This window comes from Photorhabdus australis DSM 17609 (assembly GCF_000711895.1).
Classification (GTDB): Bacteria; Pseudomonadota; Gammaproteobacteria; order Enterobacterales; family Enterobacteriaceae; genus Photorhabdus; species Photorhabdus australis.
The window spans coordinates 1-19,737 of the sequence record NZ_JONO01000009.1; the positions used below are offsets into that span (position 1 = coordinate 1).

The window sequence follows — 19,737 nt, forward strand, 5'->3', positions numbered from 1 at the left end:
ATGTATTGAGATTTACAGAAAGAGAAGACGCATAAACAGGCAACGCATTTTTCGCCAACACCACCGTATCCACCAAACCGAGGTTTTTCACAAACTCACTTTTGTTGGGAATGTCTGCGCCGTTTTGGTTTTTTGCCAGCTTACTATTGGCATTGTTATTAACTTCACTAACCAGCTTTTGTGATGCGGCTAATGCACTACTATTGCCGAGTTTGTCTGTCAGTCCAATGCTCTTTTCAGTGACAATACTTTTAATGGCTACAGCAAGTTGATCTAATTTGCTCTTGTCGGGCCTAACGTTTGCGGCTTGCAATACAGACAACAATTCAGCTTGCACAATGTTAAACCATTCTTGGCCGGGGTAGCTGACAGCAAGACCCGCGCCGCCCTCAGTAAACCAGAGCGGTGTCGGATTGCTTGCCGGGGTGACGGGCGGCATCACACTAACGCCAGAGGGGTTATCAAGTCCAAACATCGTTAATCCTCATGATAAATAAATACAAATTCAGTTTCGGCGGGGACATAGCGTTCTAATAAACACTCAAGGTCTGCCGCGTCAGCAACACGCAAGCGTTGCTTACAATTATCAAGCACAGTTGAAAAGCGCGAGGTTCTTTCAAAGACATGAACAAAAACACGAAACCAATTTTTTTCTGGATAAATGGGATAGTTGCATCCACGCAGGCAGTGATGAGGGTAATGCTCCTCGATTTTAATACGATAGCCGCGTTCTGCCGCTAAGTGCTCATAAAATTGATTGCAGAGACTGCCTGACATGATTAACTTTGCTTTTACTGCCTGCCGGCGACTGTCAATCGTTGACTCATCGTCAATACTGCAATCGGGAAGCCCGGCAAAGTCTTCCCAATCTTCAAGCAGCATAAAAGCCCGGTCTGCATAAATTTCATTTAAGATAGCGTCACTAATCACATCCACGCGGGCAAATTCTTCGCCTGATGCAAGCATTAATTTACCCAGATCGCTATCGGGATCTCTTACCCAGGCTTTGCCTGGGGGCAATAAATCAAGACCGGATTTTTGATAGTCTTTTGCTGTCATTGCCATTCGATATCTCCCAGGACAAAAATTTCATGTTCGGCGGCATACACGTCCGCAACAGGTGACATCACGGTGTTATCAATTTCACCCGGCGCGTTAGAAATGGTTGCCCGCATTTCTGACAGTAAAGCCAGTCCACCTGGCGGCAGATTTTCCAGATAACCTTTCAAATTGGTTTTTACAGCCTGTCTGACGACTTCTGTATTCGGCGATAAACGAATGCGAAAATTAATGACTTTAGCAACAGGACTTTCCACAATTAATTCCGCACCTGTTGTTTTGCCTTCTGCTTGGTTGGTCACCGGGTTGATATGCCCGGTCAGGTATTCTTTCACACGCACAAGATCCCCTGGTCGTGGAAATATATTGGTTTCTTCGTCCATCACGAATAAAACACCGACTGACCCATAGCCACGGTAGCGCGGGATACACCACGCACGAGTGACCCCTGCACATTCCTTAGCCCAGCGTTCATAGTCATATTTATTGCCCCCGGATGGCGGGTATTGCACTCTGAACAACAAACGAGAACGCAGTGAATCAATCGATTCCAGTTCTGCACCACCGCCAATGTAATGAGTCATGGCTTGGGTTTTCACACCGACAACCGGCGAAACCAATTCAAATTCAACCCCGGCTGCTGTATTTCCCCGCCTGCCGGGTTCGATGGCAATAACAGAAACTGGGTTCTCACCCGATGCGGCATACACATCATCAGTAGACTCAAACACAACCCCATCCGGGCGCTGAAAGCGTGTGCCTTTCGGTATCACGGTTTTATTTAGCACAGTCACTGTAATACTGCCTGTTGCCTGAGTGGCGGGTTTACGCCATACCCCCCAGAACTCACAATGTTCCAGGAGTTTGTCATCGTCTGAAAGATGAGGGACAACCTGCCGACTGGTCCATGCAAGATGATCATGCAATCCGGCTGCGTTACCCGCGTTAGCAAAAGCAATTGCCCCCGTGGTACTGAATGCAGAACGGGCAAATGTGCCGGGTAAACGACTCTCAATATCTGACTGAGTACGAGCCAGTAACGCGCTAAGAGATGGGGCTTTATACGGCATTTAAATCACACTTAAATGAGCTTTAAACGACAGGGGCAACACACTGCCGTTGAATAGGGTAATATTCACTGTCAGCAATAAAACCCCGCGTTCGGGTGCTGTTGCGGCAACAGTGATTTGCTTTGCATGGTTATCTTCAATCAGCCATGTCAGCGCTTCTTCTGCATAAGCTTTGGCACGATGCAAAACAGATGACAACTGTTTCTCTCGTGATAACAACCATAACCGGCTGCCGATTGGCCGCGCATTAAATGAGTCTCCCCACCAACCTCGTTTGTCAGTACCAGCCCCCGAAGGAAGTTCGTCAGAATCCAGCGCCCGACGGTCAGTAAATAATGAAATAATGACCGCAGTCGCTAATGAGTTATCCAGCACAATATCCGCGTGCTTGATAGCAATGTCTGCGTTGTTGGTTTGCCATTGAAGCGCAATGTCATTCATCTCGGTTTGCTCGTGCTGTATCCGTCATGCTCTGTGTGAATGTGGTCTTTACCGCTGGTTGAACCTGACATATGATTGTCAGCCGTACTGACACCTTTTATATCAACATTGCCGGTAAAGCGGGTTTGGGGAGCATCAAACACAATTTCATCCGCCACGACTTCAAGACGCTTGCACTGAATGCGAACAACCCCATTTTCAGTCAGTAAAACATGATGCCCTTCCTGGTGATAAAGCGCACTGTCACCCGCCTTTAACTTACCCATACGACTGTTTTTATTGTCGACGGCAATCGCAACCAGGTGCTGGCGAACGCCGCTCACCGACAATACAATCGCTTCACTGCCGACGGGCGGAACGCTACTGTGACCATAGTTTTGAAATCGTTCTACATCGTCAGCAGCTTCATCAGCCAGCAACGAAACTTGCAAGTTTTGCTGCTTCAGCGAGTCATTGACAATATTAACCACGCCACGCGAAATCAGCAGCCGGACCCGGCGCTGAATGCTGGCGGTGAGCTTATTAAGCTGATTAATCATTTCCATACCCCGTCATTGGTTTTAGGTTCAGGCTGTGCGGGTTCGTTAAAGCCGTCACTCGGCATCAGTTCGAGCTTTGTTACCGTGCCCGTATCGTTATCAAGTGTATGATTCACTGAGACAATCAACAGGACTTTCTCATTCAAGCCGGCTGGCTGGGCGTTTAACGTCACCAATTCGTTAGGCTGCCAGAGCTGACCATTTGGTTTGAACCAGCCAGTGACGCCAACTGTTGCAGTCATACCATGCGCCAATGCCCGTTTCTGTTCCCACGAGCCACGCGCATTGCCTTGGGCGGTAGTCAGGTTATCGTCAGCAAGAATAATAGTGGGGCGATAGCGGGTAATTTCAGCATCACGCACATCAATATTAATCGCGGTAGATTGTGCCGGGGTTTGGGTTTCTCCCCATAAGCCACCGGCGGCATTACTGCCTTTAACACGATACAGGCTGAACCGGTCAATCCAGGACAGATAAGTGTCAATCGTTTGAATTTTCACTCCCTGATTGTCTGCTGGTCCCAGCACTAAAATACCGGCTTTTTCCGTGCCAGCAGTGGTAAAAACCAGTTCACCCAGCGCATTACTGGTTACCAGCACCCCGCGATGCCGGGCAGCGCGTGACAAGTTATCAAACACGGTTTCGCCGGGTTCAATCTGCCATTGTTTGAATACGGTTGCCGCCGACACCGTTTTGACTTCCCAACGAACGGTGACACCGAACGGCTTGCATAAGTCTTTGGCGATAGTTTCCAGGGTGACATTACGCCACTGGCCTTTACCATGAATGGCCGCACAATCAACTAAATCACCAGTTTTATCCCGACCCGATACGGTAATGGTCCTTTCATCATCAATACTGGTTTCCACCGTATCCACATAACCGGTAATTACCCGCTGACCATTCATTTCAAGCTGGCATGATTGACCAGGTAAAAGCACAAGCGGAGAATCACCGCTTTTAACTGTGACGCCTAATGAGAATTGTCCTGCCATATCTTCAATGCTGCGGGTCACATCCAGCGTTTTCCAGCCGGAATAGATTTTATTACCCAAAATTAATTCGATGGTATTAGCCATTAATCACCTCAATGTCTACGCCGCCGGTGACGAACGCCGGGTGTCGGATACCGTTGCGGCGGATAAAACGGGCAAGTTGATGCACCTCGCCGGTTTCGCGATAAAGCGTGACTAACGCTGGCTCTGTTCCTGCCAGCGCAATATGTCTGGCGGTCGGTAACGCCCCCGCCGTGGCCTGCATTTGCTGCACAAAGGTAATGCGAAAATCCCGGAGCTGATTTGAGGTCTCGAACCAGCCCAGATCCCCGGTCGCTATCAGTAATTGCATCAGCTCATCATCCAATTGGGTACTGGCTTTTCGGGTATCATCCAGCGTTTCAATCAGCGGAATGGAAGTTACCGGGAGTTCAGCCCCAGACTTGGATGACTGAGCATCAACGGCTGACGAAGAAAAAACGGTGTAAGACGTTCCGGCCAGGGTTAATGAAGGCGCAGGCGGTTTGGTTTTCGCGGCTTCTGTCGCCGCATTTAACACTAACCCGGCAAGTTGAGCCGCAATAAAAACCGTGGTGGTGGTATTCACTACATGTTGTAAATGCGCCACTGCCGGCACATTCGATTTGGATTGCACCTGAATACTGCTGCCGGTTTTACGTAATGCCCGGCTGGCAACGGCAGGTGGGGCAACTTCCGCCATGCCGCTGACCAAATTAGCGATATCATCAAAGAGCTGATGCGGGGCATTAATCAGATTCTTTAAGGAGCCTTTCAGCGCCAGTGCGGAACCCAATAATTGGTTCATACCGGAGGTAGCCGGTAAGCTGCGAATACCATTAACTAGGGTGTTAACCGTCGCCTCAACGGTATTCAGCGTCTCGGTGACTTTAGCCATTGCGCCGGTTACGGTGTCCCATGCCGCTGTGACATCGGACAGAACGCGGTTCGTCAGGCTATCGCTGTTCAGTTCGGGCTTGTGCGCTTCAACCGGGGCGGTTTTATCCGCCGCCGGCACAAAGGTGACAGAAAACATCGCAACCCCACCGGTATAGCAGGATTCCCGCACAGTGTAGGTTTCGATTTGAATCCGCTGCTTGCCCCAATAAGGATGATCGATTTCGCCGGGTTCGGGAGCTTCAAGTGCCGTTATCAGCGCATCACGCTGACTAAAATAGTTATCACCAAACACTACGGCGGTAAATGCATACTCGCGGGTGGTCAGTCCCAGGTCTTCGGTTTCGCCGTCATCCCGCAAGGGGTATTCGTGACGAACCACACGACGACCGCCGGTCAGCGTCGCATCATCAATAATATAGAATGGGGTACCGCGAAATGTCCCTTTACCCGTCCCCACTTTTGAACGCCAGGAGGTATCATTAAACAGGGTTAACACACCATCAAAATCGGGCATCATCAGTAACTTCTCGCATAGCTGTAGCCGGTGTTCACCCGCAAATCGACATTCTCAGCCTTGACTGATTTCGTTTTCGCTTTGATATCCCCGGTCGTTTCAACCTGGATAGTAATCTTACCTTCCGGCGGTTTTTGCTGATTTTGCTGCGGTTGGGGCTGCGGGTTAGCAGGTTCTGCCAGCGACGGAGGAGACTTCTGTTCCCAGTTTCCGGTTAAGTAAGGGGAGGGCGTGATCCCTTCTTTCACTATCTGATCGTTATGTCCATACCACCAGTTTTTAAGGCTGACAGGGAATATTGGGGAGCCACGTTCTTGACCGCTTGTGTCGTAGGCATGGGGGTATTCTTCCTTCATTTGCTTTTTCCATCTTTCAAGGGTAACTTTTTTTTCCTCTTCGGATGGCAACAGAGCCTCAAGCTCACTGACTGTATTGATTACGGCACCGATCAGACCGCCGCGATTAAACTTTGACTTGTTATTACTGGGGCTGTTGTTATTATCCGATTGACCTTGTTCTGACCAGTTCGTGACATAAACCGGCACCACATCAGCACCACTTAATGCCCCCGAAGAGGTATCACCGCCCGCCGAACCCGCTGGGCCACCCTTAATATATTTAGCAAAATTGTATACCCCTTTACCGGCGCGATACACATAACGCGCCGCCACAGCCGCCCCGATCGCATACGCGGCTTTTTCAACGGCAGCAGCATATTCGTCTAATTCCTCTGGCGTCAGCGAATGAATGGCATCAGCTAAGTCCTGAACAGGTTTAGCCAGTTTCAGTTGAGCAAATCGCTCTCCGGTGTTTGTTAATGACGTTAATGCACCATTAAATGTCTGGACATTCTGTGTGGCTTTTTTCTCCAGCAATCCCTCTTCAATATTATCCGGGTGAGCAATTTTTTTTACCAAATCACGTTTTTTAGGGTCACCGAGTATCATGATAAATTTCAAGGTGTCGCCATCAAAAACATCTTTTAAATTGTGCTCCTTATTTTTGGCTGCGTTACTGATTTCAAACGCAAGATCAGCAGGGTGTTTTTGCTGCCCATTTTTATCTTTTACATTAATTCGGCCTTTTCGTTTTAAAATCTTCTGTTTTTCTTTATCATTAATGGTGTCGTAAAAACCCTGCATGGCAGAAAATGCCTGTTCTGGATCATTAAATTCGGCATTAGCAACACGCAGCATTGCCAACATTTGCTGTTGGTCTAATTGGGATTGCCATTTTGTGTCTTTTCCCAATCCCCTTAATGCCGTCAGTTGGTCGCCGATATTGCCAGTCCCCTCTTTGCTGGCAGAAACTACACCCTCAAGCCACTTACGCATTTTCTCCGGGGACTTAAAGCCCACATTAAACATCCCGCCCAGCTCATTCCCGGCAGCACTGGCTTCCAGTCTGATAGCGTTAATCGTTAGCGCGATATTGTCCAGTTGCGCTAAAGTAGCTTCAAGATCGTTAGTTTTTCCCAGGAACGCTTCTGCACCGGTCATTAAATCCGAGGTACTGAGTTTACGATGCGCGGCGACTTTGGTTACCGCAGCATCCAGTTTCATCACCTGGTCCGCCGTCAGATTATAGGTTGTACCCAGTTCGGTGATAGTCTGCTGATGGTCGGCAACTTGTTTGCCCGCCATTGCCAGCCCGCCGCCGGTGACAAATCCCACCATACGGTTATCAAATTTATCCAGAATACCGTTAGCCCCGGTTACCGCACTGGAAAACAGCCGCATTGAGCGGCTGCCTTCCGTGCCGAACCTGCGGATACTGGCCCCGAACTGACGGGATTTTTGCGTCACATTGCCGACCAGATTAACAATAAATTCGGCGCGATTTTTCGTTGTCATTTAGCGTTTCCCCAGCCAGTGTGAGTACAACAATAGTTTCGGTAACGGTAAGGCCAGCGCCCAGGCTGGCCCACCCTTAAGCCGAATACCGACGGATAAGGCAGTGCGTTCAATAGCCCGAACGCACTGCAAACTATCGCCCCTCGTCGGCGACTTGCCTCATCGTTTCCATCGCGACATGACGCTGTAAACCAGCTTGGCTGGCGATTAACTCCAAATCATCCTGATGCAGGGTTTTTAACAGTGCCATCGGTATCGGGCCGTTGATGTTGCCAACACGTGCGATAGTGCGGCGTAATAACTCATAGCCCATTAGCGCCGGACTGGAGAGTAGCATCGGGCCTTTTTCTGTCATCACGACCCGCTCACTGGCGGTTTCGGCATCAATCAAATCACCGGCAGTCAACTGGCGCAGTTCAACATCAAACTGCTTTTCGGCTTCGTCATCATGGCCGTATTGCAGGCCGTGCTTTAACTGAAACATGGTTAAATTTCCTTACATTCAATGCCGATAAATTCAGCGGATATCTCACCTTTGCTGGTGAGCGACACATTACCGTCACACCAGGCGTTAGCGAGCATAAAACGTTCGCCCGTATCGCATTCAAATTCGATAGTCGCATCCACCATATTTTTAATCACAAACAGACTGACACCGGGGCCTTGCGGAATAACACAGCTTAATCGGGCTTCTTTCGGTGTCTGCTGCCAGCCATAAACCCGGGCACCGATAACCGGGTCACGGGTTACGCCGCCCGGCGTCAGTTGTGCGCCGTCTTTGGTTGGGATCTCTTTGCCATTAAGCCGGATATACGCAATACCGGTATACTGATAGGGGCTTGCCATCATTTTTCCTTATTACAAAATAAACTGGATAGCGTGCGCATAAATACGGAACTGATTAACCAGATTCGGATTGCTGCGCACGTTAATGCGATTGCGATCACTGCTGTCGCGTTCAACAATCAGCGTCGCTTTAAACGCGTCGAAATCTTCCACCAGGCCGGCAAATTCATGTTCAGTAAATAAAGCTAATAACTCTGTTCTGATGACGGACGGCGTGACTATCGCTTGTCCGGCACTGAACGGCGTACCGTCATTGGCTAGCTTATGACGCGGATATTTTTGCGTGATACGTACCCGTGTTGAGTAACGCAGATACGAGAGAGTCGCGATAGTCTCGACATCCAGATAACTGGGGTCGGGGTCGCCGAAGCTGTTTTCACGATACATGGTTATCATGCGCTCAATCTGCACGACATTACCCGCCGCCACATTGAATGTTGATATCCCGTCATAGAGCAGCAAGTTACGCTCATTCAATGCCCAACGGTCGCTGGCGGCAGGCGGCAAAATACCGGGCAGTTGCAGCGTCTGGAGGGGACGAGCCGGGTCAATACTCAGTGAACCCACCGCCACACCTGCCAACGTGGCCGCCCAGATATAGGTCGGCTGTGGCGCAATCCCGGTTGCGAGGGTTGAAAACAGATAATCATTGCGTAACGTCCCGAACGTTGAGGCTTGCGCCAGTGTGCCGCGGCAGGCCATCCAGCAAATGCCGTCAATCATGCGCAGCGGTCCCCAGCGGGTTTTCAGTTCATCACGCAGTAAATCGAGATTCGGCGTATCCGTGAAGGGGTTAACAATATAGTTCCACCAGGTATCACCAAACGCCGTAATGGCCGCCGCTAAATCGGGGTTGCCCGTAGCACCACCCATCGGGGTGATCGCTAAGTTGATGCCCGCCGGCAGCATTTCCCCGTCGTAGTAGTTGACCCGGACATCAATATCATTGCCGGTTTCACCACCCCATTTGGCTTTCAATATCACGGTGTCAGCCAGGGCTTCCGCGCTCGCTGTGACCGGCAGTTTTTCATTTGCGTTAATCACATCGCGGATTTTACCGGCCATCGTGACTGCATCATCACCGGCCTTGACCGTGACACGCACGGGAACGCCGGTTATCATCAACGCAATTTGCCCGGTTTGGGCCACCTTACCGATAAACTGAATTTTCCCTTCGGCTTTGACACCATCCTCGGCATCATCCAGGGCGAGCGCCCACAGTTCGGCAAACGCGTTGCCTTTAATAAATGACGCAGCCATTTCAGCCAGCATAGAGCCACGCCCGAACGCGGTTTCAGCCGCACTTGCCGAGGTGACGCGAAAAGGTTGCCCGGCGGGCACCCGCCCGGTTTTCATGCGCAATCCCAAGAGGAGCGTCTTATGCAACATTTGCGGTGTGCCAGTCACCGCGGCACTGTTATCAAATTCGATATAGCACAGTGGCACCCGAATATTGGCCGGGATTTCATTAAATGAGAGCGCCATTTATTGCGATGCTCCTTTTTTCGTTGATACAGCAGGAATTTCAACTACATCACCGTCTTTCAGGCGACGTAACCAGTACCCGATACGGGGCTTTTTATCGCCTTTTTCAGTCAGCGGTTCGTATGTTTCAGGGTCACGAACAACCAACCCCGGTGTGGGTTTAATATGCAATTCAGTCATGGTTTATCCTGAATAGGTAAATGAATCAGGGCTTCCTGCTCAGGCGTCCCCGTTGGCTGCCCCCATTGCTGATAATGGGTGGCATAATCATCCAAATCATCAATCGCGATAGGGTCCGGCAGTGGCTGCGGCGCATCAAAATACAGCCCATACACTGCAATGCCTGCCTGACTTTGCGTATCGCTCCACAGGTTGCCAACCTGAGTCAGCGTGAAGTTACCCGCCGGGGCAATCCGGCGGTTGTTCAGCCAGGCGGTGAGCCGCTCAACAATCTGATAAATACCCGGCACCTGGGTTTGTTTACCGTTTAACACGGATGCGCTGACAAAAATGCCCCAGGTGCTGATGGCGGTGTGACGTATCTCGCCCTGGCGACTGCCTAACCAGGCGACGTAAACCGCCGGCGCGGTATTGATAATCAGCTTGACGGCGCTGTCGCTCCACTGGCCGGGGTGGGTATCCACTTTGCGCAGTGTCTTACCAAATAGCTGCTGGATGCCCGCCACCAACGAATCTGAAATATCACTGGTGATAGAAGCCGGTGTTTTCATCAGATAAATCCCCGCGATTTCTCGCGCTGCCAGACACTGCCGGCGCTGGTGATTTGCGCAATATCACCGCCCTCCGGGCGCTCAGCGTCTTTACTGAGTCCGAGACTGACATCCCCGGCGGCGACTTTTTCCAGCAGACGGATCGCATCTTCACTGTCTTTTGTGGCTTTTTCTGTTGCCGCGCCGTCTTCGAGCGAAAACCGCGCCAGCACACAGGCCACCCTGACCAGAACAGACGGCACCGTTTTCAGTGGCAAGGTCGCGCGACTGTCGATATAGCCGTCAATCGTCGCGCAAGCATCATCCAGCGCCGTTTGTATCAGTCGCTGACGTGCCGTCGTCAGTTCGTCATCGGTTAATGCCGCCCAGTTGTCAATCTTGACATCCGTCAGGGTGTTCAGACCGTCACGACTGTAACGCGCGTACATATCAGCAAGCCGGGCATAACTCATTTATTCGCCTTATCTTTCCTGGGGTTAGCTAACGCAGCTGTATCATCTTGATGAGCCAGCCGCCCCGGTTCGTCATTATCGGTATCTGTCGTAATAACCGTGACAGACAGACGGGGATCAGCTTCCAGCGCCTGGCGCTGGTCAACATCAACGGTCGACAACGTGTTTTCTCCCCGAACAAGCACAAACCCGGCACGGCGATAGCCATCATGGGCGGTATTAACCACGCAAACACCCATTGTTTCGGCGTTTTCAGCCATTGAAATTTTTTCTGACATAACATTTCACGTCCTTTAAACAAGGTTTAAACGGGGTTAACACCCCGTTTAACAGGGGATTAGAGGTAATCCGCGACAATCAGCTCAAGGCGGCCTTTCATCTCATTGCTGACAGTGCCGCCCTTAGCATCAATCGTCAGCTCACGCTCTAATAGCTGCGTGGCCTCTTTTTCCATTGCCGGCGGAACAACCAAATGCGTAGGCCGGATTGCCAGCGGACGCCCCCCATCGGCTTTAAACTGTCGCATGGCGGAAATCATTGCCCAAACGTTGTCAGCCGTTAATGGCGCTTTAGCGGCATAAGCCAATTGCCAGAATGAGTAACCCGCTTCACAGCGGGTATCGACGCCGTAGCGAATGAGCTTGCGCATAAAGTTCTGCTCATCATCGACTTTATCCATCGCGACCATTTCCGGCGCTTTACGTTGCTGGAAAATAATGGGTTTAATGGCCCTGGAATTATCAAGTACAAACCACGGCAACCCTTTATAGCCGTCGTCTGTCAGGATGTTACTGACTGATTTAGCCTCACCTTTGCCGTCTACATCGGGGTAGACCGGATGGTCAGCATCAAAGAAGTTCTGTTTGTCGTAACACAGATTGGAGAAGCCGTTTGACAGCGCACCGAATACCAACTCATCGGGCTGCACACCGGCGGCACGTCCCATCTCAGTAAACAGCGGCGAGTAAATGCCGACGTTATCGTCTTCAATATCATCCCGATCAACGCCCACTGTGCTTTCGAATGGCCGGTTAATGATTTGATAACCGTGTGATTGCATATCTTTAATAACCCGGTCACCAATCCATTCATGCATGCCCGGAAACTGCCCCAGCCAGCCGTAAGTGTTGGATTTTGTTGTACTGGGTACCACGGTAGCGATTTTTTCATACTGACTCGGTGCTTCATCCAGCCCATTTTGAAAATCGCCGTTCCAGCCGGTAAATAACGCTTTAATCAGCGCGGGGGTCACAATCGCCATTATTTGGCTCCTTTTTGTTTGCGTTTCAGGAATTCGGCCTCAGATAATCCCTGGAGCCTCGCCGCTTCTTTTTCAGACGCGGACAGGACGGCCATACGCGACGGTTGTTTCGCTCTCAGGGTTTGACGGCGGGTGAGTGCCGTAATGCCTTTCCGGCCCGCAATCGCGGCATTTAACTCCGCAATACCGTGCTGTCTCGCGACCGCCCGCAAATAAGGCACCTCCGCCGCGACAACTCGCCCTTGTCGGCGGGCAGTGGTAATAATCGACTCCGCACTTTGTGCACCCGCCCGGGCACTTAACACGGCGGCGCGGCGGGCCAGAATTTGATAGGCTTTAGCGGGAACAAATCGGGTTAAATCCACACCATTCAAAGCGGCGTCCTCAAGGATCTGTTCTGCTTCGGTGATATCGGTGGCGGCATCATCAACGATATCGGTCACGCCACTGGTCACACTGTCCGGGTCTGCCGTACTCTCAATCACCTCTTGCGTATCAACAGCCGCCTGGGCCGACGCTTTCAGGGTTTCAATCGCAGACAGCGCCTGATTCAGTAAATCATTGAGTACCTCTTCGCTGAGTTCGGCGGTATCGTCGGGCAGTTCAATACCCAGCTGCTCTAGCAACTGGAGAATAAGATCATTCATAACAATGTCCTGTTTTGATGGAGGTAAAAAGTCCGAAAGAGTTTGCGCCGCCAGCACAGCCAGAGGCCGCATACCGGTTAAACCGGGGTCATTGGTGAGTGCGCCCATCCTCAAATAAAGGGGATGGCCCAGCTCGTTATAAGGAAATACGGCGGACAAATAAGCCCATTCGCGGTTATCGATAGCGGTTTGAGCCGCGAGCGTTAACGACAGGCGAACAAACAGCCCCAAACCTTCGCGCCACTGCATATCTGTTGCGGGATTTTTCAGCCACGCCGCCGCAATAGCGTCTTTGCACGCCGCAGCATCGTCATTTTGTTTTAATGTCACATGGTTGTAGTCAAACAGCACGGGCTGACCAATAGACGCGGTAGCAGCGATAAACTGTTCAGCAATGGCGGCATCCATAAACCACTGCCCACCGACAACATCGTCTGGGCGGCCGTCACGGGCACTAAAATGACCCGCGGGCAGTAGCTGATACCAGCCATCGGCGGCCTGAGTCATCGAAGCATTCAGGATCGCTAAACGGGGGTTGGGGGTTGGGCTTTTCGTTTTCATGCTGCCATTCTGGACAGAATGAAAAAAAGGTGGGTTTGTGGGGGATCACACCTGCATGGGAAAGAAGAGATAGAACGGGGGCCAGCAGTGACACTATACCCCGTTTAAAACCCGTTTAAAAATGCCGGGAGGCGTTTAACTTTTTTTAGGTAAGAGCTAACACACTAACGCGCTTTCAATGCCGCTGCGTGCTGCGCATTGATATTGATAATGTCGATAATATCCGCAATTCCCTGCGCCGACAGTCCCATATACGGACGGGTGGGGACCGCAGCCGGGCCGGGCGGCATATCGGGCAACCCGCCCCATTGATGGATCGCTGCGTAAACTTTATTGGTGCCAATGGCCGCGCTCACTGCGTCATACGCTGTTGACAACGACATCGCCAGCCCCCCCTGTGAGCGTTGTAACATTCTGCCCGTTTTGCCTTTTTTTGCCAGGCGGGCTTTGTACTTTTCGGTTAACGGTTGCCAGGGGTTGCCTGTTGTCGGGTCAGCTTCTTGCGCAAACGCCTCTTCGCTTTCACTGGCGAGAACAGCAGCAATCGCACGGGTGATCGGCGTCGTATTCCGCCCCAACTTTTGCACCCGTTTAAAGGCCGCTTGTATCGCCGCATCATCAAATTGATAGTCAAGTTGCATTCAGATTCACTCATGGTAAAATAGGTTAAACAGTGTACGAATAACCGGTAATTCGACGTCAGCGCAGAGCGCCATACGTTTATGTGGGTTCAACTCCCACCACTGTAGCAAGCCCCGTTATTCGGGGCTTTGTTGTTATAGTATGCCTTTCAGCAACTCATAATTTCCGCCGGCGACGCCTTTTTTCAGTTCTGTTAACGGCACCCGGTACGTATTGATAACCACATCCAACGCATCAGGTTGTTTACGTACTGACCACGGCGCATTGACCACCGTTTTAATAGTGCGGTTATCATCATTGCGAATATACAATAAATTCTGATTCTGCTTATCCCAGAGGATAGCCGAGGGATTGGCAACCACCTGCGGCAACGTCTGATATTCGGCCATGGTCAGGGCGACGCCTTTTTTCTGATGCTTAAGACTGTCAGCATGCACCAGTTCTTTTTCACTGATAGCCAGCACGCGTGCCGCAGGCTTGCCGGTCCGTTCCTCCACGGCCACGGCAATATCCTCGGTCATAAACCCCAGCGGTTGAATGTTGTTGCCAGGACGCCGTTGCGTCAGCACCTGGCCGACCCATTGCGCGAATGCGTGTTGTCGTACCGGGGCGTTATTCAATGACTGAATAACCTGCTGACGGAGTTCACGGTTTTGCAACCCAATCAGCTTACGCGCAATACTGATATCCGACCCCATAGCCAATTGCCCGGCATTGTTTGACCAGCCCGCGCCGGTGGTCATGCGCTGCTTGCCGTTGCGGTACGTCGTGACTTCCGACTGATAAACTTCACCCGTCCGCTTATCAACCCCGGTTTCAACAAGTTGGGTGCTCACCGCACCGAGACTGGATTCTACAGTTAATCCCATTCGTTTGACCTGTGCAGCGGTTAGTGCGCGAACGCGGCAGCGACACCCCCAGTCGTTAGGTGGATAGAACGTGTCCCAGATTGGGTCATCAAAACGAAACACCCGCCCGTGCATGGCGGCATGGCTTTTCCGCGTGTTCTTGTCAATGACAGCAATATACTGCCAATAAGGGTGGGTCTCGGTGCTCGCCAATTGCTGTTGATATCGCCCGGCCTGATACGCGGTAGCCAGGTTAGTGCGATAAATCGTTGCCAGCCGGGCCGGGCTGCCTAACTGGACGGTTTCCGCATTACCGTCACCGTCAACCACAATTTGCTTACCCCACCAACCCTGTTCTTGCAAACGGGGTTTCAGGCTTTTAATAAAATCGCGTTCGGTGGTGCCCTGACTCAGCGCTTTATCCACCTCATCACGAATAGTCGTCAGAATATCCATCCGCGCCGCTTTTGCCACGGTGAACGCTCCCGCATGAGCGGCAGCATCGGTTTCCTGCCAGTTCCAGTTGACGTCATAGCCCTTGGCACGAAAATAATCCACGGCCAGTTTTGGCTCTAATTTAGCGGCAATACCTAAATCAACCGGTTGTGACATTCAGACGCCCCCAGAGTTCGGCGACAAACATCGCCCGATGTAACATATCAGCCAGTTGTTCATCGTCCATGTCAGCATAGAGTTCAGACGCTTTATTTTTTGCCGCCTCATAGCCCCTGGTTTCCAGTGCCATAAGAATAGGAACTAGCAGCGGGTCAACCGTGTTTTGCCATTCCTGGCCGCTTACCGCACCCGGCATCGTATTCACCGATGTCACCGGCTCCGCCGTTAATGCGGTCCATCCGGTTTTAGCGTTTAAAAAGGCTGAAGAGAAATCCGGGGCTGCGGGTGTTTCGGGGACTTTCAGGCAATCTTCATCATCGGCGGCAACAGGAATTTGCAGCTTATCATGCACCCATTGCACCGGAATTTTCATCCCCAGACCGACCAGCCCCGGCAGCGCGGCGGCATAGGCGCTCACATCTTCCGGCTCGGACAAATCAAACTCAAACACCGGCTTACGCCGTTGATTATCGAATGATTTGCAGTTCAAGGCATATAAAGGAAACACCAGATCCCGCGTGAGTGTGGCGGCCAGTTGCGTGGCGTCACTGTTGCGCACCTCGAAACGCACTTCATTATGCACGTTACCCAATGCGTTTGTACTTGTCGCGCCGTCTGCCTGGCTGGTCAGTGTGCCACCCAAAATGGCTTTAGACATGCTCAACTCAGCCCAATTCATCATCGCCATAAACGGGTCTGATGTGCCGTCTGCCGCCGCTTTAAAATCAATCAACATGGAGCGCGGAATAATCCCGCCGGCGTTATGACCGATTGACATGACCGCATGCAATAAAGTCTGTTTCTCTTTGTCAGTCGCGCCCGCCGGATATTGCCCAACTCTAATAGGCAGACCGTAGATTTCCAGAAACTCGGCCAGGTCCCGGACCGAATAGTTCTTGAAGATAAACGGCCAGACGAGAGTGCGGATTAACCCCGTTCGGGCAAGATAACCTGACTTTGATTTGGCGATATGCTGTATCCAGCCGAACGGCTGCAAATCTTCCCCGTCTGCCGTCCCGTTGCGTAAGCGTAATTGATTGCGCTCATACTGAGGCGTCTGAAACCAGGCCGGGTCGCGCCATTCAACCGCACGCGGAATAATCAGCTTGCCGGCATCTTCCCACTCGATTTCTTGGCAGCTGAACCCTTTTAATATCGCGTCTGTGGCATCGAAAAGGCAATCGGGTAACCAATCCGCATCTAACAATATTTCGGTTAATAGCTCGGCGTCGCTGATTTCTTCCCGGCTGGCATTGGGCGGCGGCTTAACTGACCAATCCAGCGACTGGATAGCCCGCCGACGCTTACCTAATTCTGACTGTAAATGCGCGTCTTTTTCTTCCATATCTTCCGCCAGTTCACACTGTGCCAGTAGCTGGCCGCGCTCGGCCTCAATCAGAATTTCAGCCGCGCGGGCAGGCGTCAAACCACTGACCGGATGATCACCGTAGTATCGGCGCAATTGCGACACACGGGATTCACCATCCCGAGTCTGCATCTCATGTTTAAACCAAAAGCGGCGGCCAACGGCATCCACTAACCTGTTGAATATTTTCACCAACACCCCCTCTCAAAAGTCGGTAAGTCATCATCGTTTTTGGCCGCGTGTTTCTCCGGTAGGGGAATAAATTCAATTAGCTGGCCGTCCATGTAACTGGCTCGGGTAAACATCAGGTAAGCCCCGGCACTGTCGCCGTGACGTTTTTGACCGTCTGTCCCGGCCCGGCGGGTTTTATCAATTTTGGGCACGCCCCGGATGTTCTGGATTTGGCGCTGGTCGGCAATGATGTCTTCATCTTTAGGAATACGGATGTCATTGGATTCATACAGCGCCTTGTATTTTGGTGACCATTCACGATAGAAATTATCCGTAATATGGATAGCATCGACCATATTTTCACCGTAGTGCAATAACACTGTTTCCCCTAAATAACCGCCGTTCCCTGTCGAGTCGATGGCAATCCCGACCAAACGGGGGAGTCGGTCAATCATAAAAAAGGCTATCTGGCGTTGCTGATTGTAAGGCACATCATGCAATTCAACGGTGATATGCAGAATGCGGCGGGTGTCCTGCTCAATACTCCCGGCCCCGATGACCGATAAATCGCCGGAACGGGCAAAATCCTGACCGAAAGCATGGCGGGTATCAGGATCCAGTTTTTGTAATGCAGGTAACAGCGTCTCTTCACAAAACGTCAACACTGTGTTTTTACGCTCGTCTTCCGTCCAGGTCATATGGCCCCTGGGCATAGCAAAACGGACAACAACACACTGGGCATTGGTTGCGCGGTCAATCAGCACCCGGGGGATATAGGCCCCGCTGCCTTGCTTCGGCACGCAATAATATTCTTCCAGTGCATCTTCTTCCGTCGCGGTGTCTTTGAGTAAATTAGCTTTCCATTCGTCTTCTTTTTCCTGCGACCAGGTTTGCCGGGAAACCTGGCAGATACGTTTATACAGCCCGTCATTGCAACCATCATCCAGCGTAATCGTATGAACAGAATAACGTTTACGCCCGGCGCGGGAATCCTGGATCAACTCGTTAAACAGGTTTTCATTGCCATTATGCGTCGAAATAATGCGCACTTTTGCGCCCCACATCGTCAAAGCCAGCGCGGCTTTCAGCACTTCGGCCAACCGTTCATGGAAAGCGGCCTCATCGATGGTGACATTCCCTTGCATCCCGCGTAAGTTCTTAGGGTTGCTGGATAATGCCTGGACTTTAAACCCGCTGCTAAAGTAAATAACAAACGTCAGAATATCTTTGTCTTCATCTTTAAAGACTTCTTCACCCACTTCACCCGCCGCCAGCCCGTAAGCCTTAGCCCACATGGCCGCCGCATCAATAAATTCCCGCGCCATTTCTTTATTGGAACCAATATAGAAATGGTTTGTGCCGCCGGCGTCACGGGCTTTGGCGGCGGTCAGTGACGCATCAGCGGCGTCAGCCCAGGTCAACCCGATCCGCCGCGATTTTTCTGCAATTTTTAAGACCGATTCATCGGCGATCCAGCGCTTTTGATAACCCAGCAGCACCGCATTGGGGTCAAACGTCTCATCGTTAACCGCATTGATAATAAACTCCGTTGCCGGGTTTAATTCCTGTACTAGCATTAAACAATCCCCAAGATTTGACGCTTGATATCTGCCGCCGCTTCCGCCGTGAGTCCGGCCTGTTTGACCAGGGTTTCAGTCTGCTCTGCGGCTTCCGCCGCAAACGCGGCCCGGATTTCTTTTTCGCGCTTCGTGCTGGTCATGGCGGCCTGCTCAATCCGGGCGGCGACCAGGGCTAACTGAGATAAGGCTTTCGGTTCAACCGGCTCATCCCCCTCGGCCAACTTCATACTGGTTTCAAATGCGAGGGATTTCACAAATTCTTGCAACAGCTTCCCGACGTCGGAAGAGGGCGCAGACCCCAGCCGGGAGACCCACACATCAGCAATTTCCCGCCCTTCACGAATACGGGCACCGAGGGTTTCCATCCGGGAGGCGTAACGATTCAGACCCGTCCGGGAGATTTTCAGCGCATCGGGTAAACCTTCTTCATCGATCAGCTCATTAATCGCGGTGCGGATATCTTCCTGGGTATGACGCTTATCACGCAGCAAACTGTGAAGCTGGTCCCGGATGGCCGGCGGCAACAAATCAATCTTCGACGGACGACCACGCGTCTGTTTATTACTCATGGCTATCCCCTTGGCCGAGGGCGCTTCACACCCGGTACGGTACTGCGACCTTCTGCCACATCCGCCCCGCGTCCGGTCAGGGTAGCAACCAGACAACCGGCAACATCCTTGATCGACACTAGCCTCTGTTCTTCCAGCCAGGACATATGAGAGCGCACCACGTCACGGCCAATACGATGACCGTAGGCATCAAGGCAGGTCTGCAAGACCGATTCATTGGCATCACCACCACATTCGGTCAGTGAACGCAGCAAAACCAGCCGTTGGTCAGCGTTCAAAATTTCACGCATGGATGACATTAATTCTTTTCCTTTAATTCATTTTGTAATAACAAATCGCTCAGATGGCGTAACTGACGCAGCTCCGGCAAGGCGGCTTTTAAATCGCCGCGCAGGTTCGCCATCTCCAGCTGCAAAGCGTGTAATTCTTTCTGATTCGGCAAAGTCGATAATGACCCTTCAAGCTGTCGCACCTGCACTTTAAGTAATTCAACATCATCACGTTTGGCATAAGTTTTACTGAGCAACACCAGTGCCACGTTAAAGGTGACCGTGACCGCCGCCCACACCATCGA

At 51.5% G+C, this 19,737-nt stretch carries 25 protein-coding genes; all 25 read right to left on the reverse strand.

Features of this window, described 5'->3' with window-relative positions:
• Window positions 1-475: tail fiber protein (locus BO26_RS04285; RefSeq protein ID WP_036769149.1), on the reverse strand; the 475-nt coding region annotated here is incomplete at its 3' end.
• A gap of 2 nt (window positions 476-477) precedes the next feature.
• Entirely contained in the window at window positions 478-1,065 is a 588-nt protein-coding gene (locus BO26_RS04290) for a YmfQ family protein (RefSeq protein WP_036769151.1), read from the reverse strand.
• Window positions 1,056-2,129 carry a baseplate J/gp47 family protein gene (locus tag BO26_RS04295; RefSeq protein WP_036769153.1) on the reverse strand — a complete coding sequence of 358 codons (1,074 nt, stop codon included), beginning with the start codon at window positions 2,127-2,129 and terminating at the stop codon, window positions 1,056-1,058. The genes BO26_RS04290 and BO26_RS04295 overlap by 10 nt, the downstream gene beginning before the upstream one ends.
• On the reverse strand, window positions 2,130-2,570 hold the full coding sequence (locus tag BO26_RS04300) for a phage GP46 family protein (RefSeq protein ID WP_036769155.1): 441 nt from the start codon (window positions 2,568-2,570) through the stop codon (window positions 2,130-2,132).
• A complete protein-coding gene (locus BO26_RS04305; protein WP_036769157.1) occupies window positions 2,567-3,109 on the reverse strand; it encodes a phage baseplate assembly protein V in 543 nt (180 codons plus the stop codon). Before BO26_RS04305 ends, BO26_RS04300 begins: the two co-directional genes overlap by 4 nt.
• Window positions 3,106-4,188, reverse strand: a complete 1,083-nt coding sequence (locus tag BO26_RS04310) for a phage baseplate assembly protein (protein WP_036769159.1) — start codon at window positions 4,186-4,188, stop codon at window positions 3,106-3,108. Before BO26_RS04310 ends, BO26_RS04305 begins: the two co-directional genes overlap by 4 nt.
• Complete coding sequence (locus BO26_RS04315; protein ID WP_236637303.1) at window positions 4,181-5,539, reverse strand: DNA circularization protein; 1,359 nt, start codon at window positions 5,537-5,539, stop codon at window positions 4,181-4,183. Before BO26_RS04315 ends, BO26_RS04310 begins: the two co-directional genes overlap by 8 nt.
• Window positions 5,539-7,389 (reverse strand): hypothetical protein, encoded by a 1,851-nt coding sequence (locus BO26_RS04320; protein WP_036769160.1) that lies wholly within the window; start codon window positions 7,387-7,389, stop codon window positions 5,539-5,541. Before BO26_RS04320 ends, BO26_RS04315 begins: the two co-directional genes overlap by 1 nt.
• On the reverse strand, window positions 7,390-7,521 hold the full coding sequence (locus tag BO26_RS24425) for a hypothetical protein (protein ID WP_268870601.1): 132 nt from the start codon (window positions 7,519-7,521) through the stop codon (window positions 7,390-7,392). It lies immediately after the preceding gene.
• Between the two features lies 1 nt (window position 7,522).
• A complete protein-coding gene (locus tag BO26_RS04325; protein WP_036769162.1) occupies window positions 7,523-7,873 on the reverse strand; it encodes a phage tail assembly protein in 351 nt (116 codons plus the stop codon).
• Window positions 7,874-7,875: 2 nt separating this feature from the next.
• The gene (locus BO26_RS04330; RefSeq protein WP_236637309.1) at window positions 7,876-8,238 is read right to left on the reverse strand and encodes a phage tail tube protein; all 363 of its coding nucleotides are present in this window, start codon (window positions 8,236-8,238) and stop codon (window positions 7,876-7,878) included.
• 9 nt (window positions 8,239-8,247) lie between these two features.
• A complete protein-coding gene (locus BO26_RS04335) occupies window positions 8,248-9,720 on the reverse strand; it encodes a phage tail sheath subtilisin-like domain-containing protein (RefSeq protein WP_036769167.1) in 1,473 nt (490 codons plus the stop codon).
• Window positions 9,721-9,900, reverse strand: a complete 180-nt coding sequence (locus BO26_RS04340) for a DUF2635 domain-containing protein (RefSeq protein ID WP_036769171.1) — start codon at window positions 9,898-9,900, stop codon at window positions 9,721-9,723.
• On the reverse strand, window positions 9,897-10,451 hold the full coding sequence (locus BO26_RS04345; protein ID WP_036769174.1) for a DUF1834 family protein: 555 nt from the start codon (window positions 10,449-10,451) through the stop codon (window positions 9,897-9,899). The genes BO26_RS04340 and BO26_RS04345 overlap by 4 nt, the downstream gene beginning before the upstream one ends.
• On the reverse strand, window positions 10,451-10,903 hold the full coding sequence (locus BO26_RS04350) for a gp436 family protein (protein WP_036769176.1): 453 nt from the start codon (window positions 10,901-10,903) through the stop codon (window positions 10,451-10,453). Before BO26_RS04350 ends, BO26_RS04345 begins: the two co-directional genes overlap by 1 nt.
• Window positions 10,900-11,181 carry an HI1506-related protein gene (locus tag BO26_RS04355; protein WP_036769179.1) on the reverse strand — a complete coding sequence of 94 codons (282 nt, stop codon included), beginning with the start codon at window positions 11,179-11,181 and terminating at the stop codon, window positions 10,900-10,902. Before BO26_RS04355 ends, BO26_RS04350 begins: the two co-directional genes overlap by 4 nt.
• A gap of 59 nt (window positions 11,182-11,240) precedes the next feature.
• Window positions 11,241-12,164: a Mu-like prophage major head subunit gpT family protein gene (locus BO26_RS04360; RefSeq protein ID WP_036769182.1), complete on the reverse strand. Its 924-nt coding sequence runs from the start codon at window positions 12,162-12,164 to the stop codon at window positions 11,241-11,243.
• Window positions 12,164-13,372, reverse strand: a complete 1,209-nt coding sequence (locus tag BO26_RS04365) for a phage protease (protein ID WP_036769185.1) — start codon at window positions 13,370-13,372, stop codon at window positions 12,164-12,166. The genes BO26_RS04360 and BO26_RS04365 overlap by 1 nt, the downstream gene beginning before the upstream one ends.
• Window positions 13,373-13,536: 164 nt before the next feature.
• Complete coding sequence (locus tag BO26_RS04370) at window positions 13,537-14,013, reverse strand: phage virion morphogenesis protein (RefSeq protein ID WP_036769187.1); 477 nt, start codon at window positions 14,011-14,013, stop codon at window positions 13,537-13,539.
• A 135-nt stretch (window positions 14,014-14,148) separates the two neighbouring features.
• Window positions 14,149-15,474, reverse strand: coding sequence for a phage head morphogenesis protein (locus BO26_RS04375; protein WP_036769189.1), 1,326 nt, complete (start codon window positions 15,472-15,474; stop codon window positions 14,149-14,151).
• A complete protein-coding gene (locus tag BO26_RS04380; RefSeq protein WP_236637335.1) occupies window positions 15,458-16,975 on the reverse strand; it encodes a DUF935 domain-containing protein in 1,518 nt (505 codons plus the stop codon). Before BO26_RS04380 ends, BO26_RS04375 begins: the two co-directional genes overlap by 17 nt.
• Window positions 16,976-17,031: 56 nt before the next feature.
• Window positions 17,032-18,591, reverse strand: coding sequence for a terminase large subunit domain-containing protein (locus BO26_RS04385; RefSeq protein ID WP_110882673.1), 1,560 nt, complete (start codon window positions 18,589-18,591; stop codon window positions 17,032-17,034).
• Complete coding sequence (locus BO26_RS04390; protein WP_036769191.1) at window positions 18,591-19,163, reverse strand: DUF3486 family protein; 573 nt, start codon at window positions 19,161-19,163, stop codon at window positions 18,591-18,593. Before BO26_RS04390 ends, BO26_RS04385 begins: the two co-directional genes overlap by 1 nt.
• Window positions 19,164-19,165: 2 nt before the next feature.
• The gene (locus tag BO26_RS04395; protein WP_036769409.1) at window positions 19,166-19,453 is read right to left on the reverse strand and encodes a VpaChn25_0724 family phage protein; all 288 of its coding nucleotides are present in this window, start codon (window positions 19,451-19,453) and stop codon (window positions 19,166-19,168) included.
• Between the two features lie 8 nt (window positions 19,454-19,461).
• The gene (locus tag BO26_RS23910; RefSeq protein WP_036769193.1) at window positions 19,462-19,734 is read right to left on the reverse strand and encodes a DUF2730 family protein; all 273 of its coding nucleotides are present in this window, start codon (window positions 19,732-19,734) and stop codon (window positions 19,462-19,464) included.
• Window positions 19,735-19,737 lie beyond the last annotated feature (3 nt).

Coding starts and splice junctions, on each gene's coding strand:
- BO26_RS04290 (WP_036769151.1), bottom strand. CDS start 1,065: ATGGCAATGACAGCAAAAGACTATCAAAAATCCGGTCTTGATTTATTG.
- BO26_RS04295 (WP_036769153.1), bottom strand. CDS start 2,129: ATGCCGTATAAAGCCCCATCTCTTAGCGCGTTACTGGCTCGTACTCAG.
- BO26_RS04300 (WP_036769155.1), bottom strand. CDS start 2,570: ATGAATGACATTGCGCTTCAATGGCAAACCAACAACGCAGACATTGCT.
- BO26_RS04305 (WP_036769157.1), bottom strand. CDS start 3,109: ATGATTAATCAGCTTAATAAGCTCACCGCCAGCATTCAGCGCCGGGTC.
- BO26_RS04310 (WP_036769159.1), bottom strand. CDS start 4,188: ATGGCTAATACCATCGAATTAATTTTGGGTAATAAAATCTATTCCGGC.
- BO26_RS04315 (WP_236637303.1), bottom strand. CDS start 5,539: ATGATGCCCGATTTTGATGGTGTGTTAACCCTGTTTAATGATACCTCC.
- BO26_RS04320 (WP_036769160.1), bottom strand. CDS start 7,389: ATGACAACGAAAAATCGCGCCGAATTTATTGTTAATCTGGTCGGCAAT.
- BO26_RS04325 (WP_036769162.1), bottom strand. CDS start 7,873: ATGTTTCAGTTAAAGCACGGCCTGCAATACGGCCATGATGACGAAGCC.
- BO26_RS04330 (WP_236637309.1), bottom strand. CDS start 8,238: ATGATGGCAAGCCCCTATCAGTATACCGGTATTGCGTATATCCGGCTT.
- BO26_RS04335 (WP_036769167.1), bottom strand. CDS start 9,720: ATGGCGCTCTCATTTAATGAAATCCCGGCCAATATTCGGGTGCCACTG.
- BO26_RS04340 (WP_036769171.1), bottom strand. CDS start 9,900: ATGACTGAATTGCATATTAAACCCACACCGGGGTTGGTTGTTCGTGAC.
- BO26_RS04345 (WP_036769174.1), bottom strand. CDS start 10,451: ATGAAAACACCGGCTTCTATCACCAGTGATATTTCAGATTCGTTGGTG.
- BO26_RS04350 (WP_036769176.1), bottom strand. CDS start 10,903: ATGAGTTATGCCCGGCTTGCTGATATGTACGCGCGTTACAGTCGTGAC.
- BO26_RS04355 (WP_036769179.1), bottom strand. CDS start 11,181: ATGTCAGAAAAAATTTCAATGGCTGAAAACGCCGAAACAATGGGTGTT.
- BO26_RS04360 (WP_036769182.1), bottom strand. CDS start 12,164: ATGGCGATTGTGACCCCCGCGCTGATTAAAGCGTTATTTACCGGCTGG.
- BO26_RS04365 (WP_036769185.1), bottom strand. CDS start 13,372: ATGAAAACGAAAAGCCCAACCCCCAACCCCCGTTTAGCGATCCTGAAT.
- BO26_RS04370 (WP_036769187.1), bottom strand. CDS start 14,013: ATGCAACTTGACTATCAATTTGATGATGCGGCGATACAAGCGGCCTTT.
- BO26_RS04375 (WP_036769189.1), bottom strand. CDS start 15,474: ATGTCACAACCGGTTGATTTAGGTATTGCCGCTAAATTAGAGCCAAAA.
- BO26_RS04380 (WP_236637335.1), bottom strand. CDS start 16,975: ATGCAGACTCGGGATGGTGAATCCCGTGTGTCGCAATTGCGCCGATAC.
- BO26_RS04385 (WP_110882673.1), bottom strand. CDS start 18,591: ATGCTAGTACAGGAATTAAACCCGGCAACGGAGTTTATTATCAATGCG.
- BO26_RS04390 (WP_036769191.1), bottom strand. CDS start 19,163: ATGAGTAATAAACAGACGCGTGGTCGTCCGTCGAAGATTGATTTGTTG.
- BO26_RS04395 (WP_036769409.1), bottom strand. CDS start 19,453: ATGCGTGAAATTTTGAACGCTGACCAACGGCTGGTTTTGCTGCGTTCA.
- BO26_RS23910 (WP_036769193.1), bottom strand. CDS start 19,734: ATGGTGTGGGCGGCGGTCACGGTCACCTTTAACGTGGCACTGGTGTTG.